Raw genomic sequence first — 26,483 nt, forward strand, 5'->3', positions numbered from 1 at the left:
GGTTATGGCCCCACGTGACTGAGAAGATTCCCGTGGACCTGTGGTTCGATCCTTTCTGCCCATTTGCCTGGGCGACGTCACGATGGCTTCTCGAAGTGGAGAAGGTACGCGCCATCGAGCCGCGCTGGCACGTCATGAGCCTCAACGTCCTCAACGAGGGCAACGACGTGCCCGAGTCCTACCGTGAGGCCATCGCCAGGGCCATCGAACCCGTCCGCGTGGTGGCCGCCGCGCGGGCCGCGCACGGCGACGAGGTCGTCGGGCCGCTCTACACCGAGCTCGGCACCCGCCTGCACAACGAGCGCGGGATGAAGGACCTCAGCCGCCTCGGCGAGCTGATCGAGGACTCCCTGGTGGCGATCGGCCTCAGCCGCGACCTCGCCGCCGCCGCCCACTCCACCGAGTGGGACGACGCCGTACGCGCCTCCCACCAGGAGGGCATCACGCTGGTCGGCCAGGACGTCGGCACCCCGGTCATCCGCGTCGGCGCCAACGCCTTCTTCGGCCCCGTGATCACGTCCATCCCGAAGGGCGAGGACGCGGGCAGGCTGTGGGACGGCGTGCTTCTCGTCACCGAGTTCGAGGACTTCTTCGAGCTCAAGCGGACTCGTACCAGACAGCCCACCTTCGACTAGATATGTCGTCCACCGCCGGGGTAAGACTCATACCCCGGCGGTAGGTTCTCGGGCGCGCCGAGGATGAGGAATCTCCCTCTGCCCGCTCCGTGCTCTCGCCAGCCCACGTCGTGCACGCGAGGATGGACCCATGCGCCAGCTGTATATCGGCGGTTCCTGGAACGCCTCCACGTCAGACGAGTCCGTCGAGGTCGCCAACCCGGCCACGGAGGAGATCATCGACCGGGTGCCGGCGGGCACCCCCGACGACGTCGAGGCGGCGGTGTCGGCGGCGCGCGAGGCGTTCCCCGCCTGGTCCGACACCTCGGCGGCCCAGCGCGGGAAGCTCCTCGGCGACGCGGCCGAGTTGCTCAAACAGCGCGCCGAGAGCGTCGCGGCGACGATCGCCACCGACATGGGCGCGCCCCTCGGCTTCGCGCTCAAGGTGCAGACGCTGATGCCCGCGGCCGTCCTGTCCTCCTACGCGCAGCTGGCCGAGAGCTACCCGCGCGAGTCCCGCATCGGCAACTCCCTGCTGGTCAAGGAGCCGATCGGGGTCGTCGCGGCGATCACGCCCTGGAACTACCCGCTGCACCAGATCATCTGCAAGGTCGGCCCGGCGCTGGCCGCCGGCTGCACGGTGGTGCTCAAGCCCAGCGAGGTGGCGCCGCTGGCGGCGTACGCGCTGGCCGAGATCCTCGACGAGGTGGGCCTGCCGCCCGGGGTGTTCAACCTGGTCAGCGGGCGCGGCCCGGTCGTCGGTGAGGCGATGGCCGCCCATCCCGAGGTGGACATGGTCTCCTTCACCGGCTCCACCGCGGCCGGCCGCCGGGTCGCCGCGCTCGCCGCCGAGACCGTCAAGCGGGTGGCGCTGGAGCTCGGCGGCAAGTCGGCCAACATCATCCTGCCCGACGCCGACCTGGCCACGGCCGTCAAGGTCGGCGTGGCCAACTGCTTCATCAACGCCGGCCAGACCTGCTCGGCCTGGAGCCGCATGATCGTCCACCGCGACCAGTACGACGACGCCGTCCGCCTGGCCGTCGAGGCGACCCGCAAGTACACCGTCGGCGACCCCTTCGACGAGGCCACCAGGGTCGGGCCCCTGGTGTCGGCGGCCCAGCGCGACCGGGTGGTCCGCTACATCAACCGGGGCCAGGAGGAGGGCGCCAGGCTCGTCGCCGGCGGCACCGAGCGCCCCCGCGAGCGCGGCTTCTACGTCGAGCCCACGGTCTTCGCCGGGGTCGAGCCGGGCATGACGATCGAGCAGGAGGAGATCTTCGGGCCCGTGCTGGCGCTGATCCCGTACACGAGCGAGGGCCAGGCCGTGGAGATCGCCAACGACACCAGGTACGGCCTGGCCGGCGCGGTCTGGTCGGGCAGCCAGGAGCGCGCGGTGGCCGTCGCCCGCAAGCTGCGCACCGGCCAGGTCGTCGTCAACGGCGGCCAGTTCAACCCGCTGGCCCCCTTCGGCGGTTACAAGCAGTCGGGCGTGGGCCGCGAGCTGGGCGAGTTCGGCCTGGAGGAGTATCTGGAGATCAAGTCGCTGCAGCTGTAGGCCCCCGCCCGCCGCGGCCTAGGCGCGCAGCATGATCCTGCGGGCCTCGTCCTTCGGCAGGCGGTCCACGTACAGCTTGCCGTCGAGGTGTTCGGTCTCGTGCTGGAAGCAGCGCGCCAGCGAGCCGCGGGCCTTGATGCGCACGGGCCGTTGCAGCCGGTCGATGCCCTCGACGGTGACGCCCGCGGCCCGCGCGACGGGGGCGTAGATCGGCGTGCGGGTGCGGCGGTCGGGCACCGACAGGCAGCCCTCCTCGTCGGAGACCTCCTCGGCGTCGTCGACGGTGAGCACCGGGTTGGCGACATGGCCCTTGCGCCCGGCGATGTCGTAGACGAACAGCCGCCGCGACACGCCGATCTGCGGACCGGCCAGGCCCACGCCGTTGACCGCGTACATCGCCTGGAACATCTCCTCGATCAGGCGGCGCAGCTCGCGGTCGAAGTCGGTGACGGGCTCGGCGGGCGTGCGCAGCACCGGATCGCCGATGACGCGGATCTCACGCATGCGTCTCCACTTTCGTAAGGACTGGGGAACGGTAGGGGTCCTTACTCTAGCCAGCGAGTGGGATCGGCGGGGCTGTGGAAGACTGGGCGGGTGCGTGTCTACATCGGTGCCGACCATGCCGGCTATGAGCTCAAGAACCACCTCGTGTCCTGGCTCAAGGACCACGGCCACGAGGTGACCGACTGCGGTCCCTTCGTCTACGACGCCGAGGACGACTATCCGGCGTTCGTGCTGCGCGCCGCCGAGGGCGTCGCCGGCGACCCCGGCAGCCTGGGGGTGGTGATCGGCGGCTCGGGCAACGGCGAGCAGATCGCGGCCAACAAGGTGCGCGGCATCCGCGCGGCCCTGGCCTGGAGCGAGGAGACCGCCTCGCTGGCCCGCGAGCACAACAACGCCAACGTCGTCAGCATCGGCGCGCGCATGCACACGACCGAGGAGGCGACCAGGTTCGTCGAGGTCTTCCTGACCACCTCCTTCTCCGGCAGCGAGCGCCACAGCAGGCGCATCGCGCAGCTGACCACCTACGAGACGATCGGCCAGCTGCCCTCGCTGCCCTAGGTCTTGCGCCTGGCCTCGCGCCGTGGCATCTCGTCGCGCAGGGGCCGCCGGTCGGCGGCCTCCTGCTGCTCCTTCGACGGCCTGGACACGTCGCGGGCCCGCATGGCGATGGTCGCGGTTATCTGCAGACTTTGCAGGGCCATGCTCCGAGCCTACGTCCTGTGTCTCAGAACACCAGACCGGCCAGCGGCTTGGGGCTCCACGCCATGGCCGCGGCCAGCGCCCGCACCGCGCCCGGCGTGTGCTCGCGCAGCAGGCCCGCGTCGAGCTGCGCGCCGAGCAGGCCGTCGCCCATGTACGCCGCGCCGAGCGCGGACACCGGCACCGTCAGGTGCGGCTCGTCGTCCACCGGCTTGCACTCCGCGCCGGTGGTGTCGGCGGTGAGCCGCCGGCGGCCGGCGTTCCACGGGCACACGTCGTCCTCGATCTCGATCACCAGGTCCACGGGGGCCGCGTAGGCGCGGGCGGTGAGGGCCTTGTCGACGTCGACCAGGCGTACCCACAGCTCGTCGGACCAGGTCGCGCGCAGCTGGCGGGAGTCGGCGAACAGCGCGATCAGGGCGTCGTCCACCGGCCGGGCGTACGCCTCCAGCTTGGTGATCAGGTCACGGTCCAGCATGTTGCGCCACAGCACGGCATAGGCCGCCGGGTCGGTCGCCTCCAGCTCGAGCACCCGCAGTTCGCCGCTGGGCACGCCGTTGGGGTCCCACGCCGACTTGGTGCGGAACAGCGCGTAACCGCGCACCCCCTCGTCGTCCTCGGCGAGCACCGCGCGCAGCGAGCCCCAGCCGCCCCTGTCGTGCTCCTCGTCGGCCAGGAAGGCGTCCCAGACGTGCCGGTTGCGCTCGTACCGGCCCGGACGCCGGGTCACGACGGCGGCGAACAGCTTCTCGAAGTCGGCCCTGGCCTCGGTGGGGGAGACCACCCTGAGCCGGAGCGCCGGGTCGGTGGGGGCGTCCCGCACGAAGGCCGAGCGGTGCTTGTCGATCTTGTACGACAGTTCGCTGGCCGCTCTTCCGTACCCGTACCTGCCGTAGATCAGCGACTCGGAGGCGTAGAGGGCGGCCACCGTCTCGCCGCGGTCGCGGATGTCGGAGAGCTGCCGGCGCATCAGCGCGGACAGCACGCCGCGGCGGCGGTGCGAGGGAAGCACGCTGACCGCGGTCACGCCGCCCACGCGGATCTGACGTCCGCCGGGGACCGTCATCGTGAGGCTGAAGACGGACGTGACGCCCGCCATGGTGCTGCCGTCGAAGGCGACCAGGGTGCGGTCGAACTCCGTGGCCGCCTTGAACCGCTCGTCCTGGGTGGGATGCGGCGTCCAGCCGAACCCCTCTGCGAGCACGCCGGCGAAGCCCGGCCACTCGGATTCGTCAATGGGACGGATCGGATAGGTCATCCGTCCACGGTAGGAGCGGGCAAAGGGGGACGGCCACCCAATATCCGTGCTTAATGATCAAGGCGTTGGTCAAGTGGGCTGCCCAAACAGGGGTCAGACCGATACAGTCACACGCATCATGAGTTCCCGTCCGGCGCCGTTGATTCCGCCACGGGTCCGCGCGGTCCTGGTGCGGGTGCCGTTCCTGGTGTCCGCCGTCCGGTTCGTCCGGAGAGGGCCGCTGGCCCGTGACCGCAACCTGCTCATCACGCTGACCGTGCTCTCGCTCGTCATCGGGCTGCTGGCGGCGAAGGTGTCCACCGAGTGGTTCTCGCCGTCGCTGCTCATCCTGGTCACCCTGATCGGCGGGCTGCAGCTGCGGCTGCGCAGCCTGGTCAAGCTGCTGGTGGCGGTGGGCGTCGCGCTGACCTACGTCGCGGCCACGCTCGGGGTGGCGCGGGTGGGGCTGGGGCTCACGGTGACGATCGTGTTCACCACTGTGCTTGCCGTGCTCATGGCCCGTACCAGGGGCAAGCTCGGCGTGCAGGGGCTGCGCGGCGACGCGATGCTGCTGGAGCTGCGCGACCGGCTCAGGAGCCAGGGCGAGCTGCCCCCGCTGCCGAAGGACTGGGGCGGCAAGGTGGTGCTCAAGCAGGCCGGAGGCTCGTCGTTCGGCGGCGACTTCCTGGTCTCCATGCGCGACGGCGACTCCGTGGAGATCGCCCTCGTCGACGTCTCCGGCAAGGGCGTCGACGCCGGCACCCGCGCGCTGCTGCTGTCGGGCACGTTCGGCGGGCTGCTCGGCTCGGTCGACGACTTCCTGCCCGCGTGCAACGCCTACCTCCACCGCCAGCGCGGCGACGAGGGCTTCGTGACGGCCGTGCACGTCCGCCTCGACCTGGCCACCGGCGACTACACGATCACCTCGGCCGGCCATCCGCCGGTCGTGAAGCTCGACTCCGGCACCGGCAACTGGCAGGTCGCCTCGGCCAAGGGCGTGGTGCTCGGCGTGGTGCCCGACCTCCACTGCGAGCCCGACAGCGGCACCCTGCGCAAGGGCGACGCGCTGCTGCTCTACACCGACGGCCTGATCGAGCAGCCGGGGCGCGACATCGACGCAGGGCTCGACCGGCTGCTCGGCGAGGCGGAGCGGCTGCTGCCCTCCGGCTTCCGCGACGGCGCCAGGGCGCTGGTCAACGCGATGTCCTCGGGCCACAACGACGACTGCGCGCTGGTGTTGATCTGGCGTCCGTAGTGACGTTTCACACGGGTCAGGTCGTGATGGCGGTCACTGGCAACGGGGTCGGCGGGCTGAGATCATCTGACTGTTCGGGTCCCGGCGGAGCGGCGCGGCTCCACCGGGCCCGTCATCCCGTCCGGTCCCTCACAACCAGCCGCTGTCGCTGGCGATGCGCACGGCGTCGAGCCGGTTGCGGGCGCCCGTCTTGCACATGATCCGCGACAGATGATTGCGGACGGTGCCGACCGACAGGAACAACTGGTCGGCGATCTCCGTCGATCTCGCCCCGCCCGCCGCGATGCGCAGCACGTCGAGCTCCCGCCTGGTGAGCGGGTTGGCGGCCGACTGCAGGGCCGCCACCGCCAGCTCGGCCTCCACCGCCCGCCCGCCCGCGGCGACCTGGCGCACCCCCTCGGCCAGCCGCTCGGGCGCCACCCGCAGGCTCATGAACCCCAGCACGCTCCCGTTGAACGCCCTGCGCACCTGGCCGGGGCTCGGCCGCGCGGACAGGATCAGCACCGAGCAGCGGGGGACCTGCTCGGTCAGATGCGTGGCGACCGGCAGGCCGGGCAGGTCGAGGTCGACGATCGCGACGTCGGGCGCGCTCGACCGCGCGGCCGGCAGCACACCGTCGGGGCAGCCCGTCTCGGCGACCACCCGCAGGTCGGGCTCGGCTTCGAGCGTGGCCTGCAGACCGCGTCGCACCAAGGGCAGGTGTTCGGCGATGAGTATGCGGATCAAGACGTCCCCCTCCATCGTCTCCCAGGGTGATCGGCTGATCGCTCACTGTCAATGCGGTCCGTTGATTCACCAAAGTGCGGGCAAGCCCGAGGGATGTGATGAGTTCGACTAGTCTGGGAACGTCGAGACCGTCTGTCTGCCTGGAGCGCGCGTAGATGAACTGGCTCTTTGTCGCCGGGATCCTTCTCTTCCTGGTGGGGTTGATGGTCTCCGTCGGCCTGCACGAGGTGGGCCATCTCGTGCCGGCCAAGATCTTCGGTGTCCGGGTGACCCAGTACATGGTCGGCTTCGGCTCGACGGCCTGGTCCATCCGCCGGGGCGAGACCGAGTACGGCATCAAGTGGCTGCCGCTCGGCGGCTACATCCGCATGATCGGCATGCTGCCGCCGCGTCCCGGCGACGACCCCGGCAGGCTGCGGAGCGCGGGGACCGGGCCGTTCCAGAGCCTGATCGAGACCGCCCGCGACGCCGCCATGGAGGAGGTGCGGCCCGGCGACGAGGACCGCGTCTTCTACCGCAAGAAGTGGTGGCAGAAGATCATCATCATGTCGGGCGGCCCGGCGATGAACTTCGTGCTGGCCTTCATCTTCTTCAGCATCCTGCTGGTCGGCATCGGCCTGCCGAAGACCGCCCCGATCGTGTCGCCCGACACCAACACGTGCGTGATCCCGACCACCGAGGTGCGCAAGACGTGCGCGCCCACCGACGAGCGCACCCCGGCCGCCAAGGCGGGCGTCAAGGTCGGCGACCGCATGGTCTCCCTCGACGGCCAGAAGATCGAGACCTGGCAGGACGCCACCCGCCTGATCCGCGGCCACGGCGCCGGCCCCGTCAAGCTCGGCATCGTCCGCGACGGCAGGCCGATGACGCTCGACGTCGCCCTCATCGCCCGCGACATGGCGAGCCTGACCGACGAGGGCAAGGTCGACAAGGGCGTCGGGTTCCTCGGCGTCGTGCCCTCCCAGGTCTTCGAGCAGCAGAGCATCGGGCAGGTGCCGGGCTACATGAGCGACCTGACCGGCCGCGTCGTGGGCTCGATGGTCAACCTGCCGGCGAAGATGGTCGGCGTCTGGAACGCCGCCTTCTCCGGCGACAAGCGCGACCCCGAGGGCCCGGTCGGCGTGGTGGGCGCGGGCCGGCTCGGCGGCGAGATCCTGGCCTCCGACATGTCCAACAAGAGCAAGCTGTTCACCTTCGTCAGCCTGCTGGCCGGGTTCAACCTGGCGATCGGCCTGTTCAACCTGATCCCGCTGCTGCCCCTCGACGGCGGCCACATCGCGGGCGGCCTGTGGGAGGGGATCAAGCGCGGTTACGCCAGGATCCTGCGCCGCCCCGAGCCCTGCTACGTCGACATCGCCAAGGTGCTGCCGCTCACGTACGCGATGGCGTTCGTGCTGATCATCATGGCCGGTCTGCTGGTCTACGCCGACCTGGTCAACCCTCTCACGCTCGGCTGAGCAGGTCGGCGCGCCACGGGCTACCGGGTCTGGCGCACCCCGCGACGCCAGACCTCGGCGATGTCGCCGACGGCGGTGACGTCCCGGGTGGCGTCGCCTTCGACCAGCACCAGGTCCGCACGGAGACCGGGGGCGATCCGGCCCCGGTCGCCCAGCCCGAAGTGCCGGGCGGGGACGCTGGTCGCGGCGGCGAGCGCCTCCTCGGCGCCGAGCCCGGCCTCGGTGAGCAACTGCAGCTCGCGGTGCAGGCCGGCGCCGTGGGCAGGCACGAACGGGGTGGCGTCGGTCCCGGCGAGCAGGGGCACACCCGCGCGGCGCAGGGCCCGCAGCGCGCCGACGGCGTGGGCGGAGCTGCCGGGGCGGGCGCAGTCGGCCGTCTCGACGTGCCGGGCGGTGATCGCCTCGAAGTAGGCGAGCGTGGTCACCACGAAGACCCCCTGGTCGCGCACCCGGTCGGCCAGGCGCGGCGAGGCCGGGTCGTCCGGCGCCAGGTCGGTCCACACGTGAGCCAGGCCGTCGACGCCGGCGTCGAGAGCGATCCCCACCTCGGCGGCGGTGATCGCATGAGCGACGACCAGCAGGCCCGCCTCGTGCGCCGCCGCGGCCAGGGCGGCGGCGACCTCCGCCGTCATGACGGGGAGGTCGGCCCCGTGCACGGCGCCGTCGTCGATGACGATCTTGAGGTAGTCGGCCCCCTCGGCCACCCTGGCCCGGACGAACGCCGGCGCCTGCGCGGGATCGGCGACGAAGTCGATCGCCGTGACGTCGAGCCCGTCCAGGACGGTGCCCGCCAGGGCCGCCAGCAGCTGGGTCGGGTGCCCGCCCGGCGCGGTGGCCAGCGTGCCGGCGCTGCGCAGGTCGGCCACGTCGTCGTTCTCGGCGGCCAGCCGCCGCTGCCCGGCGAGGATCTGCGGGAGGCAGAACATGTCGAGCTCGGTGGTGACCCCGTACCGCAGGGCCTGGGCCAGGCTGCCGTCGAACACGTGGGTGTGCGCGTCGATCAGGCCGGGCAGCAGCGTCCGGCCCGTGCCGTCCACCTCGGCATCGGCCGGCTGGTCCGCGCCGGTGCCGACCGCGGCGATCAGGCCGTCCTCGAACACCACGTCGGCCCTCGCGATGGTGTGCTCGCCGTCGAACACCCTGACGTCGCGGATCAATGTACGCATCGAAGCTCTCCCTTGTGAGTCGTGACGCCACCACAGAGGGGCAACCAGCCGGGAACTGTGACATGAGTGGCATAGATCACGCCTGATGCCTTCATGTCACAATCGCCGCACGACGGGACTCTTCGGTTGCGACACATGAGGAGGCACGCCATGACACCGACCCCGCGGCATCCGGCCGACGCCGCCACCGAGCAGTTCCTCGGCTACCGGGAACTGCTGTTCTCCGTGGTCTACAACATGCTCGGCAGCGTCGCCGACACCGAGGACGTGCTGCAGGAGGTGTGGCTGGCCTGGTCCGCCCGGCATCGCAGGCCGGACGCCGGACCGGTGGAGAACGTCCGGGCCTATCTGGTGCGGATCGCGGTGAACCAGGCGCTGGCCCGGCGGGCGGACCTGAGCCGCCGGCAGGAGACCTACGTCGGCCCCTGGCTGCCGGAACCGCTGGTCACGGCCCCGGACAACGCCGGGGGCGCCGCCGAGAGCGGGGAGTCGTTGTCGATGGCGGTGCTGGTCGTGCTGGAGACCCTGTCACCGCTGGAACGAGCGGTCTTCGTGCTGCACGAGGTGTTCGGTTTCAGCCATCCGGAGACGGCCGACATCCTCGGGCGCACGCCGGCGGCGGTCCGGCAGCTCGCGGCCCGCGCGCGCCGCCACGTCCACGCTCGCCGTCCTCGTCACCGGACCGAGCCCGACGTCCACGCCGAGGTGACCGAACGGTTCGCCGCGGCCGCCCTCGGCGGCGACCTGCGCGCCCTGCTGGAGGTGCTGGCGCCGGACGTGACCTTGTGGACCGACGGCGGCGGCAAGGGCCCCGCCACCAGCCTGCACCCGGTCCACGGCCGGGACCGGGTCGCCGCGCTGTTCATGTCCGTCGCCGCGACGCTGACCCCGGGCGCGGTGGACCTCCGCTACCGGCGGGTGGCCGGCGACCCGTGCGCGCTCGTCTTCTCCGGTGACGGCCCGCTGGCCGTGGTCGTCGTCGACCTCACGTCCGAGGGCGACCGGATCGCCGCCGTCTACTCGGTCACCAACCCCGACAAGCTCACCGGCATCCGCTGAGCCGCCGGACCCGGCTAGTTCATCGAGATGTGCACGTGGTCGTAGTGGTTCTCGGTGATGCTGCCGCGGTCGGACATCGAGCGCCAGCCCGAGCCCTGGTTGATGCGCTGCTTCCAGATCACGTACTTGACGCCCAGCTTGGCCTTGTTCTTCAGCGCCCAGTCGGCCAGGCGGTCGCCGAGGGCGTTGTTGACGGCGCTCGGCATGGTGCCGCCCGTGCTCATCATGAAGTCGCAGGCCCGGCCGAGCGGGTGCTCGCCGCTGGAGCCGGACCGGAAGCAGCCCACCTCGTACGGCAGCGAGAAGTTCTTCCGCACCTGCGCCCGCATCAGCTGGGTGCGCGGCGTGATGTTGTCCGAGCCGGACGGCAGTTCGGGCGCCCAGCTCCCGTCGGACTTCTTGCCCGGCCCGAACGGGACGAGGTCCTGGAGCTTCTTCTTGATGTCGTCGATGACGTCCTGGGCGTCGTCGCGCTGCTCGGCCACCTCGGCCGTGCCCGCCTTGAGCTCCGTCGCGAGCGCGGCGGCGGCCGTGGCGGCCTTCTTCTGGTCGTCGCGGGCCTTGGCCACGCTGTCGACGACCGCCTGCTGCTCGGCGGTGAGCTGTTCGAGCACGGCCGCGCCGCCGCCGTCCGGGGTCATCATGAACGCCGGCAGGGAGGTGTCGCCGTTCTGGTAGCGCAGCCGGGCGATCTCGGCGACCCGCTGCTCGGCCGTGGCCACCGCCTGCTCGGCGGCGGTGAGCCGCTGCTGGGCCGCGGTGGCGGCCTGCTGGGCCTTGGCCAGCTCGACCCGCTTGAGGTTGTACGTCTCGATGAGCTTGTCGACCTTGCGGTTGAGCTGCTTGAGCTGGGCCCGCAGTTGCGCCTCCGACGGCTTGGGCGCGGCCGACACGGCGGCTGAGGCGGCGGCCGGATGGACGAGCAGGGCGGTGGCGGTGATGAGACCGACGGCAAGACTCGCGGGGGACGAAGCCGCCACGTGGTTGTTCCTCTCCCTCTGCCGGCCGGGTTAGCTGACGGGTTCGGGCACGGGAGCAGTCCCTACCACTTGCGCGGATTCACCCCGGATGCGATGGGTCCCCGGCTCCCGGGCAACACGCCCGGGATTAGGCGTACAACGACCGTTATGGCCGATGTCTAACGGGATATTAGTGGTAGATCACGAGTCATGCGACTTTAATGAGAAACCAATTAGTGATCAATCCGTGATCGCAACATGCGTGCCGCCTCCTCCGGCAGCACGTCGTTGACGAAGGCGCCCATGGCCGACTCCGAGCCCGCCAGGTACTTCAGCTTCCCGGGCGCCCGCCTGATGCTGAACAGCTCCAGGTGCAGGTAGGCCAGCTCGCGGCCGTACCGCACCGGCGCCTGGTGCCAGGCCGAGATGTACGGCATCGCCACCCCGAACAGCGCGTCGAGCGCCCGCAGCACCGAGGTGTACAGCGGTGCGAACGCGGCCTGCTCCTCCTCCGACAGCGCCGCCAGGTCGGGCACCTGCCGGTGCGGATACACGTGCACCTCGAACGGCCAGCGCGCGGCGGCCGGCACGAACGCCGTCCAGAGCTCGTTGGCGGCCACCACCCGGGTGCCGGCGGCCCGCTCGGCGGCCAGCACGTCGGCGAACAGGTTGCCGCCCGTGTGCCGCGAGGCGGCCCCGAGCTGGAGCTTGGTGCGCGGGGTCACGTAGGGGTAGGCGTAGATCTGCCCGTGCGGGTGGGGGAGCGTGATGCCGATCTCCTCACCCCTGTTCTCGAAGCAGAACACCTGCTCGACACCCTCGATGCCGGACAGCTCGGCCGTACGGTCGGCCCACGCCTCCATGACCAGCCTGACCTGGGCGTTGGAGAGCCTCGAGAAGGAGGAGGAGTGGTCGGAGGTGAAGCAGACCACCTCACACCGCCCGACACCCGGCCGCACCTCACTCAGGCCACCGACATCCCCATAAGTCCCAAAATTTCCGGAAAAAGAGGGGAAGCGGTTCTCGAACACCACCACGTCATAGTCGTGAGCCGGGATCTCCGACGCCCGCGTGTCGGACGACGGGCACAACGGGCACTCGTCGGCCGGCGGCAGGAACGTCCGCGTCTGCCGGTGGCCGGCGATCGCGATCCACTCCTCGGTCAGCGGGTCGTAGCGCAGCTCGGAGGCCACCGGCCGCGGGTCGAGCGGCCGCCGGTCGATCGCGCTCCGGTCGGCGTCGTCGCGCCGGTCGAAGTAGATCAGCTCTCGGCCGTCTGCCAGGTGGGTGATGGTGCGCTTCAAGGCGTGCCCTCCGCGATGATCAGTTCTCCGGCCCGTTCGGCCAGCTCGGTGCGTGCTTCCTCGGGCAGCCCCGCGTCGCTGATGACCACGTCGGCCTCGGTCAGCTCGGCGATCGTGCTGATGCCGACCGTGTTCCATTTGGTGTGGTCGGCGGGGACCACCAGCCGGTGCGCCGCGGCCACCAGCTCCCTGTCGGTCTCGGACTCCAGCAGGTTGGGCGTGGTGAACCCGGCGCGCAGGCTCATGCCGTGCACCCCGAGGAAGAGCGTGTCCACGTGCAGGCGGCGGATCGCCGCCACCGCCACGGGGCCGACCAGCGCGTCGGAGGGCGTGCGCACGCCGCCGGTCAGCACGACCGTGCGGTCGGCGCGCGGGTTGCGGTGGAAGACCTCGGCGACGGGGATCGAGTTGGTGATCACGGTCAGCTCGGGCACCGCGACCAGGTGGTGGGCCAGCGCCCACGTGGTGGTGCCGGCGGAGAGCGCCACGGCGGTGCCCGGACGGACGAGGGTGGCCGCGTGCCGCGCGATGGCCTCCTTCTCCTGCTGCTGGCGGGCGGACTTGGCGGTGAAGCCCGGCTCCTCGGTCGAGCCTGGGCCGAGGGCCGTCGCGCCGCCGTGGACCTTCTCCAGCAGCCCGCGCTCGGCCAGCACCTCAAGGTCGCGGCGTATCGTCATGTCGGAGACGCCGAGCTCGCGCACGAGGTCGGCCACCCGGACGCCGCCGCTGCTGCGCACGCGTTCCAGGATCGTCTGCTGACGCTGCTGTGCGAGCACGCCCACCCCTTCCAACAGATTCCACCAAATTATGACACGAGTTTGTTGAGGAATGTTAGGTCACGGCGTATCGCTTGTGCGACGCGCGGGCAGGGGAGACCTTGTAGGTCACGATCCCGACCGTCGGAGGTGAGCCCATGGCGAAACGTGCACGCAAGGGCAGGGGGCGCAAGAAGAAGAAGGCGAACCACGGGAAGCGCCCGAACGCGAACTGAACACGGGTGGCCGCGATCCCGCGGCCACCCGTTGTCATCTCAGCCGGGCAGCTCGGTGAGCGCCTGGTCGAGGCGTTCCTGCGGAAGCGTGTAGTCCTCCAGTTCGCCGGCCAGGTGGCGGTCGTAGGCGGTCAGGTCGAAGTGGCCGTGCCCGCACAGCGCGGTGAGGATCACCTTCTCCTCGCCGCTCTCCTTGCAGCGCAGCGCCTCGGCGATGGTCTCGGCCAGCGCGTGCGTGGGCTCGGGTGCCGGGACGATGCCCTCGGTGCGCGCGAAGCGCACGCCCGCCTCGAAGCACTCGCTCTGGGTACGGGTCACCGCCTCGAACAGCCCCAGCTCGTACATGTGGGACAGCAGCGGCGCCATGCCGTGATAGCGCAGCCCGCCGGCGTGGATCGGGTCGGGGACGAAGGAATGCCCGAGGGTGTGCATCTTGAGCAGCGGCGTCAGCCCGGCGGTGTCGCCGAAGTCGTAGGCGTACACGCCGCGGGTGAACGACGGGCAGGCGGCCGGCTCGACGGCCCTGAACCGAGTGCCGATCCGTCCGGCCAGCTTCTCCCGCAGGAAGGGGAAGGCGAGGCCGGCGAAGTTGGAGCCGCCGCCGGTGCAGCCGATGACCAGGTCCGGCAGCTCGGGCAGCTGCGCCAGAGCCTCCTCACCGATCACCGTCTGGTGCATCAGGACGTGGTTGAGCACCGAGCCGAGCGCGTACCGGGCCTCGGGGTTCGCGGCGGCCACCTCGACCGCCTCGCTGATCGCCAGCCCCAGGCTGCCGGGGGAGGTGGGGTCGTCGGCCAGCGCCTTGCTGCCCGCGCCGGTGAGAGGGGAGGGGCTGGGGTGGACGGTGGCGCCGTACACGCGCATGAGCGAGCGCCGGTACGGCTTCTGGTCGTAGGAGGCGCGAACCATCCAGATTCGGCATTCGATGTCGAACTGGGCGCAGGCGAACGCCAGGGCCGACCCCCACTGTCCCGCGCCGGTCTCCGTGGTCAGCAGCCGCACGCCTTCCTTGGCGTTGTAGTACGCCTGCGGCACCGCGGTGTTCGCCTTGTGCGACCCGGCCGGTGAGACGCCCTCGTACTTGTAGTAGATGCGGGCCGGTGTGTCGAGTGCCTTCTCCAGCCGGTGCGCCCTGATCAGTGGCGTGGGCCGCCACAGCCGGTAGACGTCGATGACCTCCTTGGGGATGGGCACATAGCGGTCGCCGCTGACCTCCTGCGCGATGAGCTCCATGGGGAACAGCGGCGCGAGGTCGTCCGGCCCGACGGGACGGCGGGTGCCGGGGTGCAGGGGCGGCGGAGGCGGCACGGGAAGATCGGGAACGATGTTGTACCAGTTGCCAGGGATCACCGTTTCAGTTTGAGCCGCCCTTGTGAGCCGTCAAGGGTATGGACGCGGACACGTTCCTTCTTTACCTTGGTTGAAACAGTTCACAGGAGGAGCATATGAAAATCGATGCGGTCGTGTTCGACATCGGCGGAGTGCTGGAGCTGACGCCGTCCCTGGGCGTGACGGCCAGATGGGAGGACAGGCTCGGCCTGCCCGCTGGTCACATCGACGCCCACCTGGAGCCGACCTGGCTGGCCGGGGCGGTCGGAGAGGTGACGGAGGAGCAGGCCGGCGCCGAGGTGGCCGAGCTGCTCGGCGCGCACGCCGGGGCGTTCATGGCCGACGTCTGGACGGAGTACCTCGGCACCCCCAACACCGAGCTCATGGCGTACCTGGGCGCCCTTCGTCCGCGCTACCGCACGGGCCTGGTGAGCAACAGCTTCGTCGGCGCCAGGGAACGCGAACAGGCCGCGTACGGCTATGCCGGCCTGGTGGACCACATCGTCTACTCGCACGAGGCGGGCGTGCGCAAACCGGACCCGCGCATCTACCTGATGGTCTGCGACGCCCTCGGCGCCGACCCTGCCGCCACGGTGTTCCTCGACGACCACGAGCCGTACGTCGAGGGCGCCCGCGCGGCCGGCCTGCACGCCGTGCGCTTCACCTCGAACGCCCAGACCGTCGCCGAGCTGGACGCGCTGCTCGGGCTCAGCCGTCCGTCAGCACCGCCGGCCGGTCCGGATGGTCGGCCCTGACCACCACGTCGGCGGCCCGCTGCGGGCGCGCCTCCCGTTCGTACCGCTCGTAGGCCGGTAGCCGCCACCGCTCGTCCTGCGGGGTGCGCCGCGCCAGCGCCCCCGCCGACAGCCACACGTGCACGCTCACCTCGAACGGCAGCCCCCGCCCCAGCAGCAGCGTCCCGTCCACGAGCACCACCCCGCCCGGCGCCAGCTCCCGGTACGGCAGCCGGTACGCGCGATCGATCCCGCTGTCCCACAACGCCGGCAGCACCTGCCCCGAGCCGCCCGGCTCCAGCGGTTCGAGCACCTCGCGCAGCAGGGCCTTGACGTCGAGCCAGTCCTCGTAGAAGACGTCGGGATCGGTCCGGCCGTGCTCCAGCCGGAGCGAGGCCGGCCGCAGGAAGTCGCCCGCCGACACCCGCAACACGGGCCGCCCGCGCAACCGCAGGGGCGCGACCAGCTCGTCGGCCAGCGCGCCGGGCCCCGCCGCGGGCGCCCCGTCGACCGCCACCCGCACCCAGGCGTCCCTGGGCCGCGCGGCGACGAGCTCGGCCAGCTCCTCGACGAGCGCCTCCCGGGAGATCGGACGTGCACGCATCGACGCCAGCCTACGCCCCCGAAGATCACAAAAGGCCAGGCCCCCCGAACCGGGGATGACCTGGCCTTTCGCCTACGAGAGCGGACGACGGGAATCGAACCCGCGTAGCTAGTTTGGAAGACTAGGGCTCTACCATTGAGCTACGTCCGCGCGAACCGGTCGAACTCTGGTCTAGACTTCATCCGGTCGTCAGGGCGTAAGCGTACCGGAGTAGCGGAGCGCATGCGCACCCGGCGAGGCGGGGCGTGGCGCAGCTTGGCAGCGCGCTTGCTTTGGGAGCAAGAAGTCGCAGGTTCAAATCCTGTCGCCCCGACCAGGTCAGCGGGCCCCCTCCGACACGGAGGGGGCCTCTTGCCTTTCCAGGACGCACGCCGAAGCCGGACGAACTGCCCACTAAGGTCGAGGCGTGACAGACAATCGTGTACCCCCACCCTTCGCCGGCGACGAACGGGCCATGCTCGACAACTGGCTCGAATGGCATCGCGGCACGTTGGCCGTCAAATGCGCCGGCCTGACCGACGAGCAGCTCAGGCTGCGCTCCGCCGAGCCGTCCAGCATGTCGCTGCTCGGCCTGGTCCGGCACCTGGCGCACGTGGAGCGCGTCTGGTTCCGCCGCGTGCTGAACGGCGAGGACATCCCCCGCCTCTGGAACAAGGACGTCGACAACGACGCCGACTTCAACGACGTGGACGATGCCTCGGTGGAGGAGGCGTTCGCCACCTGGCAGGACGAGATCGAGCGCGCCCGCGCCATCTCGGCCGCCAAGCCCCTCGACGCCGTGGGCGACCGGAACGGCCAGGACTGCACCCATCGCTGGATCCTCGTCCACATGATCGAGGAGTACGCGCGCCACAACGGCCACGCCGACCTGCTGCGCGAGCGCATCGACGGCGTCACCGGCGAGTAGCGGCAGGCGGGGGCTCAGCCCTGTTCGGCGCCCTCTTCGGCGCGGAACAACGCCCACACGGCCTTGCCACCGCGGTCGAGCGGGTCCCAGCCCCAGCACTGGCTGTAGGTCTCGACGATGTAGAGGCCGCGTCCGTTCTCGGAGATGAAGTCCGGCTCCTTGCGGCGCGGCACCTCGTCGCTCGGGTCCGCCACCGCCAGCAGCACGTGCGGCGACACGCGCATCAGCAGGAGCTCGATCTCGCGCCGGCCGGCCGCGTACATCGCGTACCTGACGGCGTTCGTCACCAGCTCGGACACCACGAGCGCGGCGTCGTCGCTCAGCTCGTGCAGGCCCCATCCCCGCAGCGTGGAGCGGGTGACGTCCCTGGCGGTCTTCACCGAGTCGGCCTGGAAGGGCAGGGGGCACGCGGTCATGTTCGGCTTCCCGCCCTTGAGCAGGTGGTCGAAGCCCACCTCACGGGTGATCTGCAGGCAATCGGCAGTGGCCAGAGGATCCTCCACCATGCCGCCGATACCTCCCCGTAGCCCTCGGTTTAGTGCATGTTTGGCCCACAATGCACTAAGCCATCATGGGTCACGAACGCGGCGGCTGCAAGACCCAAATGCACGTGCAGCTGCAATGTGCAACAGCATGCGCCTTTTGGGGCAAATCTCTCCTAATCGGACACGAGGTTGAGACCTTGTCATACCCGGCAATGTGGTGTCACTGTGTGTGCGGACCTTGATAGGAGGCAAAGTGACGCAGAACCAGCCGGGTTCCGGGCCGACGGCGCTGCGCATCCTCCTGGGCTCCCAGCTGCGAAAGCTCAGGGAGGCGAAGAACGTCACCCGCGAGGAGGCGGGCCACCTCATCAGGGGCTCCGAATCCAAGATCAGCCGCATGGAACTGGGCCGGGTGGGGTTCAAGGAACGTGACGTCTCCGACCTGCTGACCCTGTACGGCGTCGTGGACCCGCAGGCGCGAGCCGCCGTCCTCGACCTGGTCTCCACCGCGAACGAACCCGGCTGGTGGCACCGGTTCAACGACGTCCTGCCCACGTGGTTCCAGGCGTACGTCGGCCTTGAGGAGGCCGCCGCCCGGATCAGGACCTACGAGGTCCAGTTCGTGCCTGGACTGCTGCAGACCAAGGAGTACGCCAGGGCGGTCGTCACCGCCGGTGCGGCGGGCATCGCGCCGGAGGAGATCGCCAGGAGGGTCGACCTCAGGCTCGAACGCCAGCGCATCTTCGACCGGCCGGACGGCCCCGTCTTCTGGGCCGTGATCGACGAGGCGGCGCTGCGCCGGCCCATCGGCGGCGTCGAGGTCATGCGCGCCCAGCTCGAACACCTCATCGACCTCATGCGGCAGCCCAGCATCACCATCCAGATCATGCCGTTCAGCTTCGGCGGCCACAGCGCCGAGGGCGGCGCCTTCAGCATCCTGCGCTTCCCCGACCGCGACCTGCCCGACGTCGTCTACGTCGAGCAACTGGCCAGCGCCCTGTACCTGGACAAGCGTGAGGACGTGGACCGATACACAGAGGTCATGGAGCGGCTGTGCGCCGTGAGCACCACTCCTGATGAGACGATCGATCTGCTGCGGACGATCGCCGAGGAGTTCTGACGGCGACGGCGTCGTTGTTCGGTACGCATCTGCCCTAGACTGGCCATCGGCGTTGGATCCCGCCGTGGCGGAGCATGCCCAACGCCGCTCATGTGGGCGCGGCGCGTGAGCCGTACCGAATGGACGCGCCCGCGATCACTCGTAGCTTGATCAAGGAGACCATTCCGTGAAGACCGCTGTCGAGGAGCTCAGCCCGACCCGGGTCAAGCTCACCGTCGAGGTGCCGTTCGAAGAGCTGCGCCCGAGCATGGATGCGGCGTACAAGAAGGTCGCGCAGCAGGTGCGCGTCCCCGGGTTCCGGCCTGGCAAGGTTCCGGCCCGCATCATCGAGCAGCGCTTCGGCCGGGCGGTAGTGCTGGAGGAGACCCTCAACGACGCGGTGCCCAAGCTCTACGGCCAGGCCGTCGACGAGGTCGACGTGTTCCCGGTGAGCCAGCCCGACATCGAGGTCACGAAGATCGACGACGGTGAGCAGATCGAGTTCACCGCCGAGGTCGACATCCGGCCCAACTTCGAGGTGCCCGACTACCAGGGCGCCGAGGTCACCGTCGACTCCGCCGAGGTCTCCGACGAAGACGTCGACACGCAGCTCGACTCGCTGCGCCAGCGCTTCGCGACGCTGACCGGCGTCGAGCGCGCGGCCGCCAACGGCGACTTCGTGGTGATGGACCTGCGCGCCGAGATCAACGGCGAGAACATCGAGGAGCAGCAGGCCAGCGAGGTCTCCTACGAGGTCGGCGCCGGCTCGGTGCTCCAGGGCCTCGACGACGCCCTCGCGGGCATGTCCGCGGGCGAGGAGAAGAGCTTCAAGACCGAGCTCGTCGGCGGCGAGAACGCCGGCGAGGAGGCCGACGTGATCATCAGCGTCAAGTCGGTCAAGGAGAAGGTCCTGCCCGAGCTCGACGACGAGTTCGCCCAGCTCGCCAGCGAGTTCGACACGCTCGACGAGCTCAAGGCCAGCATCCGCGAGCAGGCCCGCCGCAACAAGCTCATCGACCAGGTAGTCCAGGCCCGCGAGAAGGCCCTCGACGCGCTGCTCGAGAAGATCGACATCCCGCTGCCCGAGAGCGCGCTCAAGGCCGAGGTCGACGCACGCAAGCACAACCTCGACCACCAGATCGCCGAGAGCGGCCTCAGCCGCGACGCCTTCTTCCGTCTCTACCAGACGACGGAGGAGGAGCGTTTCGCCGAGTTCGACAGCAACTCCGCCAAGGCGCTCAAGGTCGGCTTCGTGCTCGACAAGATCGTCAAGGCCGAGGAGCTGGGCGTCAACGAGCAGGAGCTGACCAACTTCGTGGTGCGCCGCGCCATGGAGATGGGCGTCCAGCCCAACGAGCTGGCCAAGCACCTGGCCGACAACGACCAGCTCACGCTGGCCATGGTCGAGATCGTCCGCGACAAGGCCAAGTCCGTCCTGGGCGACGCCGCCAAGGTCGTCGACGGCGAGGGCAACGAGGTCGACCTCAAGGCCATCTACGCCGAGATCAACGGCGCCCCGGTCGAGGACGAGGCCGACGAGGCCGCCGAGTCCGAGGAGAAGGCCGAAGCCTGACCTTCCTCGAAGCCCCCGGACCCCATGGGTCCGGGGGCTTCGTCGTTCTCCGGCCTCGGCGGCGCGCCATGCGCGTCCGCGAGCGCGACCGAGCGCGTGTGCGCGCCCAGAAGGCTCCTGACGATCCCGCGGGGCGCGGTCCGTCCCTCGGGTGCGGGGGCCGCCCTCCGAAGGCTTGACAGCCCCTCACCGCCACCGCCCGCGCGACCGCGTCCCCGCCACCGGGGGGCGTCCACCGGTACGCGACCCCACAAGCTCCAAGAGCCCCACCGGCACGGAGCCATCCATGCCGAAACGCCCACAGAGCCGGACCACGAGCTGGACGTGGAGGAACGGCGTAGGCTGACAGAAGACCGGTCACCCAGACCTGCGCCGTCAGCGAACAGTACGGGGGACCGGGCATGACCTGTGGGCGTCGCGCGTTAAGGTCACAAGCAAAGCCAATCACTTACGACGCATCGGAAGGTGACGCTGTGACCAGCCCGCCGACCTTCTATCAGCCTGAGTCGCGAGGCCGTGAGAACGGCTCGTCCTTCCGGCTTGAGGACCAGCTTTACCAGCGCCTGCTGCGTGAGCGCATCATCGTGCTCGGTCAGGAGGTCAATGACGAGATCGCCAACCGGATCTGCGCCGAGCTGTTGCTGCTCGCGGCCGACGACCCCGAGCGCGACATCACGCTGTACATCAACTCGCCGGGGGGCTCGGTGAGTGCCGGTATGGCGATTTACGACATGATGGAATATGTGCCTAACGACGTGTCCACGGTGGTGATGGGCATGGCCGCCTCCATGGGGCAGTTCCTGCTCACCGCCGGCGCCCGCGGCAAGCGCTACGGCCTGCCGCACGCCCGCGTCATGATGCACCAGCCGTCCGGCGGCATCGGCGGCACCGCGGCCGACATCGCCATCCAGGCGGAGCAGATGCTCTACGTGAAGAAGACGCTCGCCGAGCGGATCGCCTTCCACACCGGGCAGCCGCTGGACCAGATCGAGTCCGACTCCGACCGTGACCGCTGGTTCACGGCCGAGGAGGCGAAGGACTACGGCTTCATCGATCACGTGGTGCGCAGCGCGCGGCAGGTGCCCTCCGTGGGCCCGGTCTCCTAGGGGGAGCTGACATGAACATCCAGAGCCGTTACGTTCTCCCCTCCTTCGTCGAGCGCACGTCCTACGGCGTGAAGGAGATGAACCCGTACAACAAGCTCTTCGAGGACCGCATCATCTTCCTCGGAGTGCAGATCGACGACGCGTCGGCCAACGACGTGATGGCCCAGCTGCTGACGCTGGAGTCGCTCGACCCCGACCGTGACATCAGCATCTACATCAACTCGCCCGGCGGCTCGTTCACGGCCATGACGGCGATCTACGACACGATGCAGTTCGTCCGGCCGGAGATCCAGACCGTCTGCCTCGGCCAGGCCGCGTCCGCCGCGGCCGTGCTGCTGGCCGGCGGCACCCCGGGCAAGCGCTTCGCGCTGCCCAACGCCCGGGTGCTGATCCACCAGCCCTCCACCGAGGGCGGTGGCCAGGGAAGCGACATCGAGATCCAGGCCCGCGAGATCCTCCGCATGCGATCCCTCCTCGAGGACATCGTGGCGAAGCACACGGGCAAGGCCTCCGCCGACGTCCGCAAGGACATCGAACGCGACAAAATTCTCAACGCGGACGAGGCAAAGGCGTATGGTCTGATCGACGACATCATCCCGACCAGGAAGAAACGAGCTCAGGCCGTTGCTTCCTAGTTGAGATGTGACGCACCGGAGCGCTGCCCAATTGGGCACGTTCCGGTGCGACTCGCCGCTAGGGGGCTCACTGAGGGCCCAGAAGACGGTAACGTCGAAACCTGAGCGGTTCGGCCTAGTCCGGAGGATGTCCGGAGACACTGCTCGCGTGAGCAGGGCGGTCCCACGCAAAGGAGTATCTGGGGTGGCACGCATCGGCGACGGGGGAGACCTGCTGAAGTGCTCTTTCTGCGGGAAGAGTCAGAAGCAAGTCAAAAAGCTCATTGCCGGTCCAGGCGTCTACATCTGCGATGAGTGCATCGATCTCTGCAACGAGATCATCGAGGAGGAGCTCTCCGAGTCCTCCGAGCTCAAGTGGGACAACCTGCCCAAGCCGAGGGAAATCTACGAGTTCCTCGACGCCTACGTCATCGGACAGGACAAGGCGAAGAAGGCGCTCTCGGTGGCGGTCTACAACCACTACAAGCGGGTGCAGTCCGGCGACCGGGGCAGAGACGACGGCCTTGAGCTGGCCAAGAGCAACATCTTGCTGCTCGGGCCGACCGGGTCGGGAAAGACTCTCCTCGCACAGACTCTGGCGAAGATGCTCAACGTGCCCTTCGCCATCGCCGACGCGACGGCCCTCACCGAGGCCGGGTACGTCGGCGAGGATGTCGAGAACATCCTGCTCAAGCTCATCCAGGCCGCCGACTACGACGTCAAGAAGGCCGAGACGGGCATCATCTACATCGACGAGGTCGACAAGATCGCCCGCAAGAGCGAAAACCCGTCGATCACCCGCGACGTCTCCGGCGAGGGCGTGCAGCAGGCGCTGCTGAAGATCCTCGAAGGCACGACGGCCTCGGTGCCGCCGCAGGGCGGGCGCAAGCACCCGCACCAGGAGTTCATCCAGATCGACACCACCAACGTGCTGTTCATCTGCGGTGGAGCCTTCGCCGGCCTCGAGAAGATCATCGAGTCGCGCATCGGCAAGAAGGGCATCGGCTTCAACGCCATCATCCGCTCGAAGGAAGAGGTCGACACGGCCGACATCTTCGGCGACGTGATGCCCGAAGACCTGCTGAAGTTCGGCATGATCCCCGAGTTCGTCGGCCGCCTGCCGGTCATCACCTCGGTCCACAACCTCGACCGCGAGGCCCTCATCCAGATCCTCACCGAGCCCCGCAACGCGCTGGTCAAGCAGTACCGCAAGCTGCTGGAGCTCGACGGCGTGGAGCTGGAGTTCACCGACGGCGCCCTGGAGGCCATCGCCGACCAGGCCATCCTGCGCGGCACCGGCGCCCGCGGGTTGCGCGCGATTCTGGAGGAGGTGCTCCAGTCCGTCATGTACGAGGTGCCCTCCCGCCAGGACGTCGCCCGCGTGGTCATCACCCGCGAGTCGGTGCTGGAACACGCGATCCCGACGCTCGTCCCGCGCGACCAGCTCGTCGCCAAGCAGCAGCGCACGCCGCGCGAGAAGTCGGCCTGACCGTCTTCGGAAACGCCCCCGGGATTCAACCCGGGGGCGTTTCGCTTGTCCGGCTCCCTAGAATTGGTCACTGTGACCACGCAAGAGCTGCCCACCCAATACACGCCGGCCGACGTCGAGACCCGTAGCTACGAGCGCTGGGTGTCCGAAGGCTACTTCCACGCCGACCCGGGCAGCTCGCGCGTGCCGTACAGCATCGTCCTCCCTCCGCCCAACGTGACGGGCGTCCTGCACATCGGCCACGCGCTCGACCATTCCGTCCAAGACGCGCTGACCCGCCGCGCCCGCATGCAGGGCCGCGAGACGTTGTGGCTGCCCGGCATGGACCACGCCGGCATCGCCACCCAGAACGTCGTGGAGCGCGAGCTGGCCAAGCAGGGCCTGTCCCGCCACGACCTGGGCCGCGAGGCGTTCGTCGAGCGCGTGTGGGAGTGGAAGGAGGAGTCCGGCGGCAGGATCCTCGGCCAGATGCGCAAGCTCGGCGACGGCGTCGACTGGGAGCGCGAGCGCTTCACCATGGACCCCGGGCTGTCGCGGGCCGTCCAGACCATCTTCAAGAAGCTCTTCGACGACGGGCTCATCTACCACGCCGAGCGCATCATCAACTGGTGCCCGCGCTGCCTGACCGCGCTGTCCGACATCGAGGTCGAGCACAGCGAGGACGAGGGCGAGCTGGTCTCGATCCGCTACTCCGACGAGATCGTCGTGGCCACCACCCGCGCCGAGACCATGCTCGGCGACACCGCCGTGGCCGTCCATCCCTCCGACGAGCGCTACGCCCACCTGATCGGCACGATGGTCGAGGTGCCGCTGACCGGCCGCATGATTCCCGTGGTCGCCGACGAGCACGTCGATCCCGCCTTCGGCACCGGCGCGGTCAAGGTCACCCCGGCCCACGACCCCAACGACTTCGAGATCGGCCGCCGCCATTCGCTGCCGTCCCTCACCGTCATGGACGAACGCGGTGTCATCACCGCCCACGGCCCCTTCCTGGGGCTCGACCGCTTCGAGGCGCGCCCGGCCGTGGTCGCCGCGCTGCGCGCCGAGGGCCGCATCGTCGCCGAGAAGCGCCCCTACCTGCACTCGGTGGGCCACTGCTCGCGCTGCAAGACCGTGGTGGAGCCGCGGCTGTCGCTGCAGTGGTTCGTCAACGTCTCGCCGCTGGCCAAGGCCGCCGGCGACGCCGTGCGCGACGGCCGTACCCGCATCCACCCGCCGGAGCTGGCCAAGCGCTACTTCGACTGGGTCGACGACATGCACGACTGGTGCATCTCCCGCCAGCTGTGGTGGGGCCACCGCATCCCGGTCTGGTACGGCCCGGGCGGCGAGGTCGTCTGCGTCGGTCCCGACGAGGAGCCGCCGGCCGGCTACACCCAGGACTCCGACGTCCTCGACACCTGGTTCTCCTCCGGACTGTGGCCGTTCTCCACGCTCGGCTGGCCCGACTCCACCCCGGAGCTGGAGAAGTTCTATCCGACCTCCGTGCTCGTCACCGGCTACGACATCCTGTTCTTCTGGGTGGCCAGGATGATGATGTTCGGCCTCTACGCCATGGACGGCCGCCCGCCGTTCCAGACCGTCGCCCTGCACGGCATGGTCCGCGACCAGTACGGCAAGAAGATGTCGAAGTCGTTCGGCAACGTGGTCGACCCGCTCGACTGGGTTGAGCGTTTCGGTGCCGACGCCACCCGCTTCACGCTGCTGCGCGGCGCCAACCCCGGCGCCGACGTGGCGGTGAGCGAGGAATGGGCGGCCGGCTCGCGCAACTTCTGCAACAAGATCTGGAACGCCACCAGGTTCGCGCTGATGAACGGCGCGGCGGTGGGCTCGCTCGACGGGCTCGACCTCACCGCGGCCGACCGCTGGATCCTCTCGCGCCTGCAGACCGTGGTGAGCGCCGCCGACGCGGCCTTCGACGAGTACGAGTTCGCCAAGGCCTCCGACCTGCTCTACCACTTCGCCTGGGACGAGGTCTGCGACTGGTACCTGGAGCTGGCCAAGATCCAGCTCGGGGAGGGGCTCGAACACACCCGGCTCGTGCTCGGGCACGTGCTCGACGCGCTGCTGCGGTTGATGCATCCGCTGGTGCCGTTCGTCACCGAGGAGTTGTGGCGGGCGGTGACGGGTGGCGAGTCGATCGTCGTGGCCCCCTGGCCGCAGACCGACGCCCGCTACGCGGATCCGGCGGCCGAGGCCGAGATCGACGCTCTGCAGGAGCTCGTCACCGAGGTCCGCAGGTTCCGTTCCGACCAGGGGCTCAAGCCCGGCCAGAAGGTGGCCGCCCGTCTGGGGTTGTCCGGCACGCCGCTGGAGGCCCAGGAGAGGGCGATCCGCGCGTTGCTGCGACTGACGGAGCCGGCCGAGACGTTCAACGCCACAGCACGCTTCAGCGTGGGCGCGGTGACCGTGGAGATCGACACCGCGGGCGCCATCGACGTCGTGGCCGAGCGCAAGCGCCTGGAGAAGGATCTGGCGGCCGCCCGGAAGGAAGCCGCGCAGGCGGCCGGCAAGCTGGGCAACGAGCAGTTCATGTCCAAGGCGCCCGACGACGTGGTCGCCAAGGTCCGGGGCCGGGCCGAGCAGGCCGCCGCGGACATCGCGCGCCTTGAGACACAGCTGTCCGGGCTCGGTGTTTAGACCATACGAACGCGGGGAAGGTCCATTCGTTACCGAAGATGGACCTTCGACGTCCTCAGGGCTGCTAGAGTTTTCAACGCGGGGCCGATCAGCCCCGACACCCCTTCTGATCAACCCCGACTTTCGGGCTGTCTGACCTGGCGGTTGGACAAAGGCTGGAAGTTAGAGTAAGTTAGCAGGGTTGCTCCGAAACGGGGCAGGTCCGGAAGCTCCCGGATCGGGCGGTTTGACAAGAATCGTCCGAGTCTGGTAGACTGAAGGAAGTGAAATGTGAGCGCCTCTGAGCGAGGATCCGGGAACGGGTTCTGGTGAGGAAGTACGCGTCCGTTTCTTGAGAACTCAACAGTGTGTTAAAAGCCAGTGCATGAAACACATGCATA

24 protein-coding genes, 2 tRNA genes, 1 pseudogene and 1 riboswitch are annotated in these 26,483 nt (G+C 69.5%); of the genes and pseudogenes, 15 read left to right on the forward strand and 12 right to left on the reverse strand.

Features of this window, described 5'->3' with window-relative positions; all coding sequences use genetic code 11:
- Positions 1–14 precede the first annotated feature (14 nt).
- Both ABZ444_RS40605 and ABZ444_RS40610 read left to right on the forward strand, forming a co-directional pair.
- Entirely contained in the window at positions 15–635 is a 621-nt protein-coding gene (locus ABZ444_RS40605) for a disulfide bond formation protein DsbA (RefSeq protein WP_358009112.1), read from the forward strand.
- A 130-nt stretch (positions 636–765) separates the two neighbouring features.
- Positions 766–2,169: an aldehyde dehydrogenase family protein gene (locus tag ABZ444_RS40610; protein ID WP_358009114.1), complete on the forward strand. Its 1,404-nt coding sequence runs from the start codon at positions 766–768 to the stop codon at positions 2,167–2,169.
- A gap of 18 nt (positions 2,170–2,187) precedes the next feature.
- On the opposite strand, the gene def is transcribed toward ABZ444_RS40610, so the two are convergent.
- A complete protein-coding gene (gene def / locus ABZ444_RS40615; RefSeq protein WP_357980488.1) occupies positions 2,188–2,673 on the reverse strand; it encodes a peptide deformylase in 486 nt (161 codons plus the stop codon).
- Positions 2,674–2,763: 90 nt separating this feature from the next.
- Between def and ABZ444_RS40620 the strand changes: the two genes are divergently transcribed.
- Positions 2,764–3,231: a ribose-5-phosphate isomerase gene (locus ABZ444_RS40620; protein ID WP_352360446.1), complete on the forward strand. Its 468-nt coding sequence runs from the start codon at positions 2,764–2,766 to the stop codon at positions 3,229–3,231.
- On the opposite strand, the gene ABZ444_RS40625 is transcribed toward ABZ444_RS40620, so the two are convergent.
- On the reverse strand, positions 3,228–3,374 hold the full coding sequence (locus ABZ444_RS40625; protein WP_352323622.1) for a hypothetical protein: 147 nt from the start codon (positions 3,372–3,374) through the stop codon (positions 3,228–3,230). The genes ABZ444_RS40620 and ABZ444_RS40625 overlap by 4 nt on opposite strands.
- Before the next feature lie 23 nt (positions 3,375–3,397).
- Complete coding sequence (locus ABZ444_RS40630; RefSeq protein ID WP_358009116.1) at positions 3,398–4,630, reverse strand: GNAT family N-acetyltransferase; 1,233 nt, start codon at positions 4,628–4,630, stop codon at positions 3,398–3,400.
- A 118-nt stretch (positions 4,631–4,748) separates the two neighbouring features.
- Here ABZ444_RS40630 and ABZ444_RS40635 point away from each other — a divergent pair, with 118 nt between their 5' ends.
- Entirely contained in the window at positions 4,749–5,864 is a 1,116-nt protein-coding gene (locus tag ABZ444_RS40635) for a PP2C family protein-serine/threonine phosphatase (protein WP_352323620.1), read from the forward strand.
- A 129-nt stretch (positions 5,865–5,993) separates the two neighbouring features.
- On the opposite strand, the gene ABZ444_RS40640 is transcribed toward ABZ444_RS40635, so the two are convergent.
- Positions 5,994–6,590, reverse strand: coding sequence for a response regulator transcription factor (locus tag ABZ444_RS40640; RefSeq protein WP_357980482.1), 597 nt, complete (start codon positions 6,588–6,590; stop codon positions 5,994–5,996).
- Positions 6,591–6,745: 155 nt separating this feature from the next.
- On the opposite strand from ABZ444_RS40640, the gene ABZ444_RS40645 reads away from it, so the two are divergent.
- On the forward strand, positions 6,746–8,047 hold the full coding sequence (locus ABZ444_RS40645) for a M50 family metallopeptidase (protein WP_358009118.1): 1,302 nt from the start codon (positions 6,746–6,748) through the stop codon (positions 8,045–8,047).
- Between the two features lie 20 nt (positions 8,048–8,067).
- Here ABZ444_RS40645 and ABZ444_RS40650 read toward each other — a convergent pair whose 3' ends face one another.
- Positions 8,068–9,213, reverse strand: a complete 1,146-nt coding sequence (locus ABZ444_RS40650; RefSeq protein WP_358009120.1) for an amidohydrolase family protein — start codon at positions 9,211–9,213, stop codon at positions 8,068–8,070.
- 150 nt (positions 9,214–9,363) lie between these two features.
- Between ABZ444_RS40650 and sigJ the strand changes: the two genes are divergently transcribed.
- The gene (gene sigJ / locus ABZ444_RS40655) at positions 9,364–10,272 is read left to right on the forward strand and encodes an RNA polymerase sigma factor SigJ (protein WP_358009122.1); all 909 of its coding nucleotides are present in this window, start codon (positions 9,364–9,366) and stop codon (positions 10,270–10,272) included.
- Positions 10,273–10,286: 14 nt separating this feature from the next.
- Here sigJ and ABZ444_RS40660 read toward each other — a convergent pair whose 3' ends face one another.
- The 4 genes and pseudogenes from ABZ444_RS40660 to ABZ444_RS40675 form a co-directional block, all read right to left on the reverse strand.
- On the reverse strand, positions 10,287–11,252 hold the full coding sequence (locus ABZ444_RS40660) for a hypothetical protein (protein ID WP_358009124.1): 966 nt from the start codon (positions 11,250–11,252) through the stop codon (positions 10,287–10,289).
- A 5-nt stretch (positions 11,253–11,257) separates the two neighbouring features.
- Positions 11,258–11,396, reverse strand: a riboswitch (cyclic di-AMP (ydaO/yuaA leader).
- A gap of 68 nt (positions 11,397–11,464) precedes the next feature.
- Positions 11,465–12,535 (reverse strand): galactose-1-phosphate uridylyltransferase, encoded by a 1,071-nt coding sequence (galT, locus tag ABZ444_RS40665; RefSeq protein ID WP_358009126.1) that lies wholly within the window; start codon positions 12,533–12,535, stop codon positions 11,465–11,467.
- A complete protein-coding gene (locus ABZ444_RS40670) occupies positions 12,532–13,311 on the reverse strand; it encodes a DeoR/GlpR family DNA-binding transcription regulator (protein WP_125636437.1) in 780 nt (259 codons plus the stop codon). The genes galT and ABZ444_RS40670 overlap by 4 nt, the downstream gene beginning before the upstream one ends.
- A gap of 254 nt (positions 13,312–13,565) precedes the next feature.
- Positions 13,566–14,885, reverse strand: a pseudogene (locus tag ABZ444_RS40675) (TrpB-like pyridoxal phosphate-dependent enzyme); the annotation flags it as partial.
- Positions 14,886–14,971: 86 nt separating this feature from the next.
- On the opposite strand from ABZ444_RS40675, the gene ABZ444_RS40680 reads away from it, so the two are divergent.
- Entirely contained in the window at positions 14,972–15,610 is a 639-nt protein-coding gene (locus tag ABZ444_RS40680; RefSeq protein WP_358009128.1) for an HAD family phosphatase, read from the forward strand.
- Here the strand turns inward: ABZ444_RS40680 and ABZ444_RS40685 are convergent.
- Both ABZ444_RS40685 and ABZ444_RS40690 read right to left on the reverse strand, forming a co-directional pair.
- Entirely contained in the window at positions 15,564–16,193 is a 630-nt protein-coding gene (locus tag ABZ444_RS40685; protein ID WP_358009130.1) for a uridine kinase, read from the reverse strand. The two genes, ABZ444_RS40680 and ABZ444_RS40685, sit on opposite strands and share 47 nt — an antisense overlap.
- A 79-nt stretch (positions 16,194–16,272) precedes the next feature.
- Positions 16,273–16,343 (reverse strand) — tRNA-Gly (locus tag ABZ444_RS40690).
- A gap of 89 nt (positions 16,344–16,432) precedes the next feature.
- Here ABZ444_RS40690 and ABZ444_RS40695 point away from each other — a divergent pair.
- Together ABZ444_RS40695 and ABZ444_RS40700 are read left to right on the forward strand one after the other, a co-directional pair.
- Positions 16,433–16,509: transfer RNA gene (locus tag ABZ444_RS40695), tRNA-Pro, on the forward strand.
- A 90-nt stretch (positions 16,510–16,599) separates the two neighbouring features.
- Entirely contained in the window at positions 16,600–17,100 is a 501-nt protein-coding gene (locus ABZ444_RS40700; RefSeq protein ID WP_358009132.1) for a DinB family protein, read from the forward strand.
- Positions 17,101–17,114: 14 nt separating this feature from the next.
- Here ABZ444_RS40700 and ABZ444_RS40705 read toward each other — a convergent pair whose 3' ends face one another.
- The gene (locus ABZ444_RS40705; RefSeq protein ID WP_358009134.1) at positions 17,115–17,606 is read right to left on the reverse strand and encodes an ATP-binding protein; all 492 of its coding nucleotides are present in this window, start codon (positions 17,604–17,606) and stop codon (positions 17,115–17,117) included.
- Between the two features lie 232 nt (positions 17,607–17,838).
- On the opposite strand from ABZ444_RS40705, the gene ABZ444_RS40710 reads away from it, so the two are divergent.
- From ABZ444_RS40710 to ABZ444_RS40735, 6 genes are all read left to right on the forward strand, one after another.
- Positions 17,839–18,705: a helix-turn-helix transcriptional regulator gene (locus ABZ444_RS40710; protein WP_358009136.1), complete on the forward strand. Its 867-nt coding sequence runs from the start codon at positions 17,839–17,841 to the stop codon at positions 18,703–18,705.
- Between the two features lie 166 nt (positions 18,706–18,871).
- Complete coding sequence (tig, locus tag ABZ444_RS40715; protein ID WP_358009138.1) at positions 18,872–20,257, forward strand: trigger factor; 1,386 nt, start codon at positions 18,872–18,874, stop codon at positions 20,255–20,257.
- 473 nt (positions 20,258–20,730) lie between these two features.
- Complete coding sequence (locus ABZ444_RS40720) at positions 20,731–21,363, forward strand: ATP-dependent Clp protease proteolytic subunit (RefSeq protein WP_352323605.1); 633 nt, start codon at positions 20,731–20,733, stop codon at positions 21,361–21,363.
- Positions 21,364–21,374: 11 nt separating this feature from the next.
- On the forward strand, positions 21,375–21,998 hold the full coding sequence (locus tag ABZ444_RS40725) for an ATP-dependent Clp protease proteolytic subunit (RefSeq protein WP_358009140.1): 624 nt from the start codon (positions 21,375–21,377) through the stop codon (positions 21,996–21,998).
- A 184-nt stretch (positions 21,999–22,182) separates the two neighbouring features.
- Positions 22,183–23,466, forward strand: a complete 1,284-nt coding sequence (gene clpX, locus ABZ444_RS40730; protein WP_358009142.1) for an ATP-dependent Clp protease ATP-binding subunit ClpX — start codon at positions 22,183–22,185, stop codon at positions 23,464–23,466.
- Positions 23,467–23,538: 72 nt separating this feature from the next.
- A complete protein-coding gene (locus ABZ444_RS40735; RefSeq protein ID WP_358009144.1) occupies positions 23,539–26,103 on the forward strand; it encodes a valine--tRNA ligase in 2,565 nt (854 codons plus the stop codon).
- Positions 26,104–26,483 lie beyond the last annotated feature (380 nt).

Source organism: Nonomuraea sp. NPDC005730 (assembly GCF_040630865.1).
Taxonomy (GTDB): Bacteria; Actinomycetota; Actinomycetes; order Streptosporangiales; family Streptosporangiaceae; genus Nonomuraea.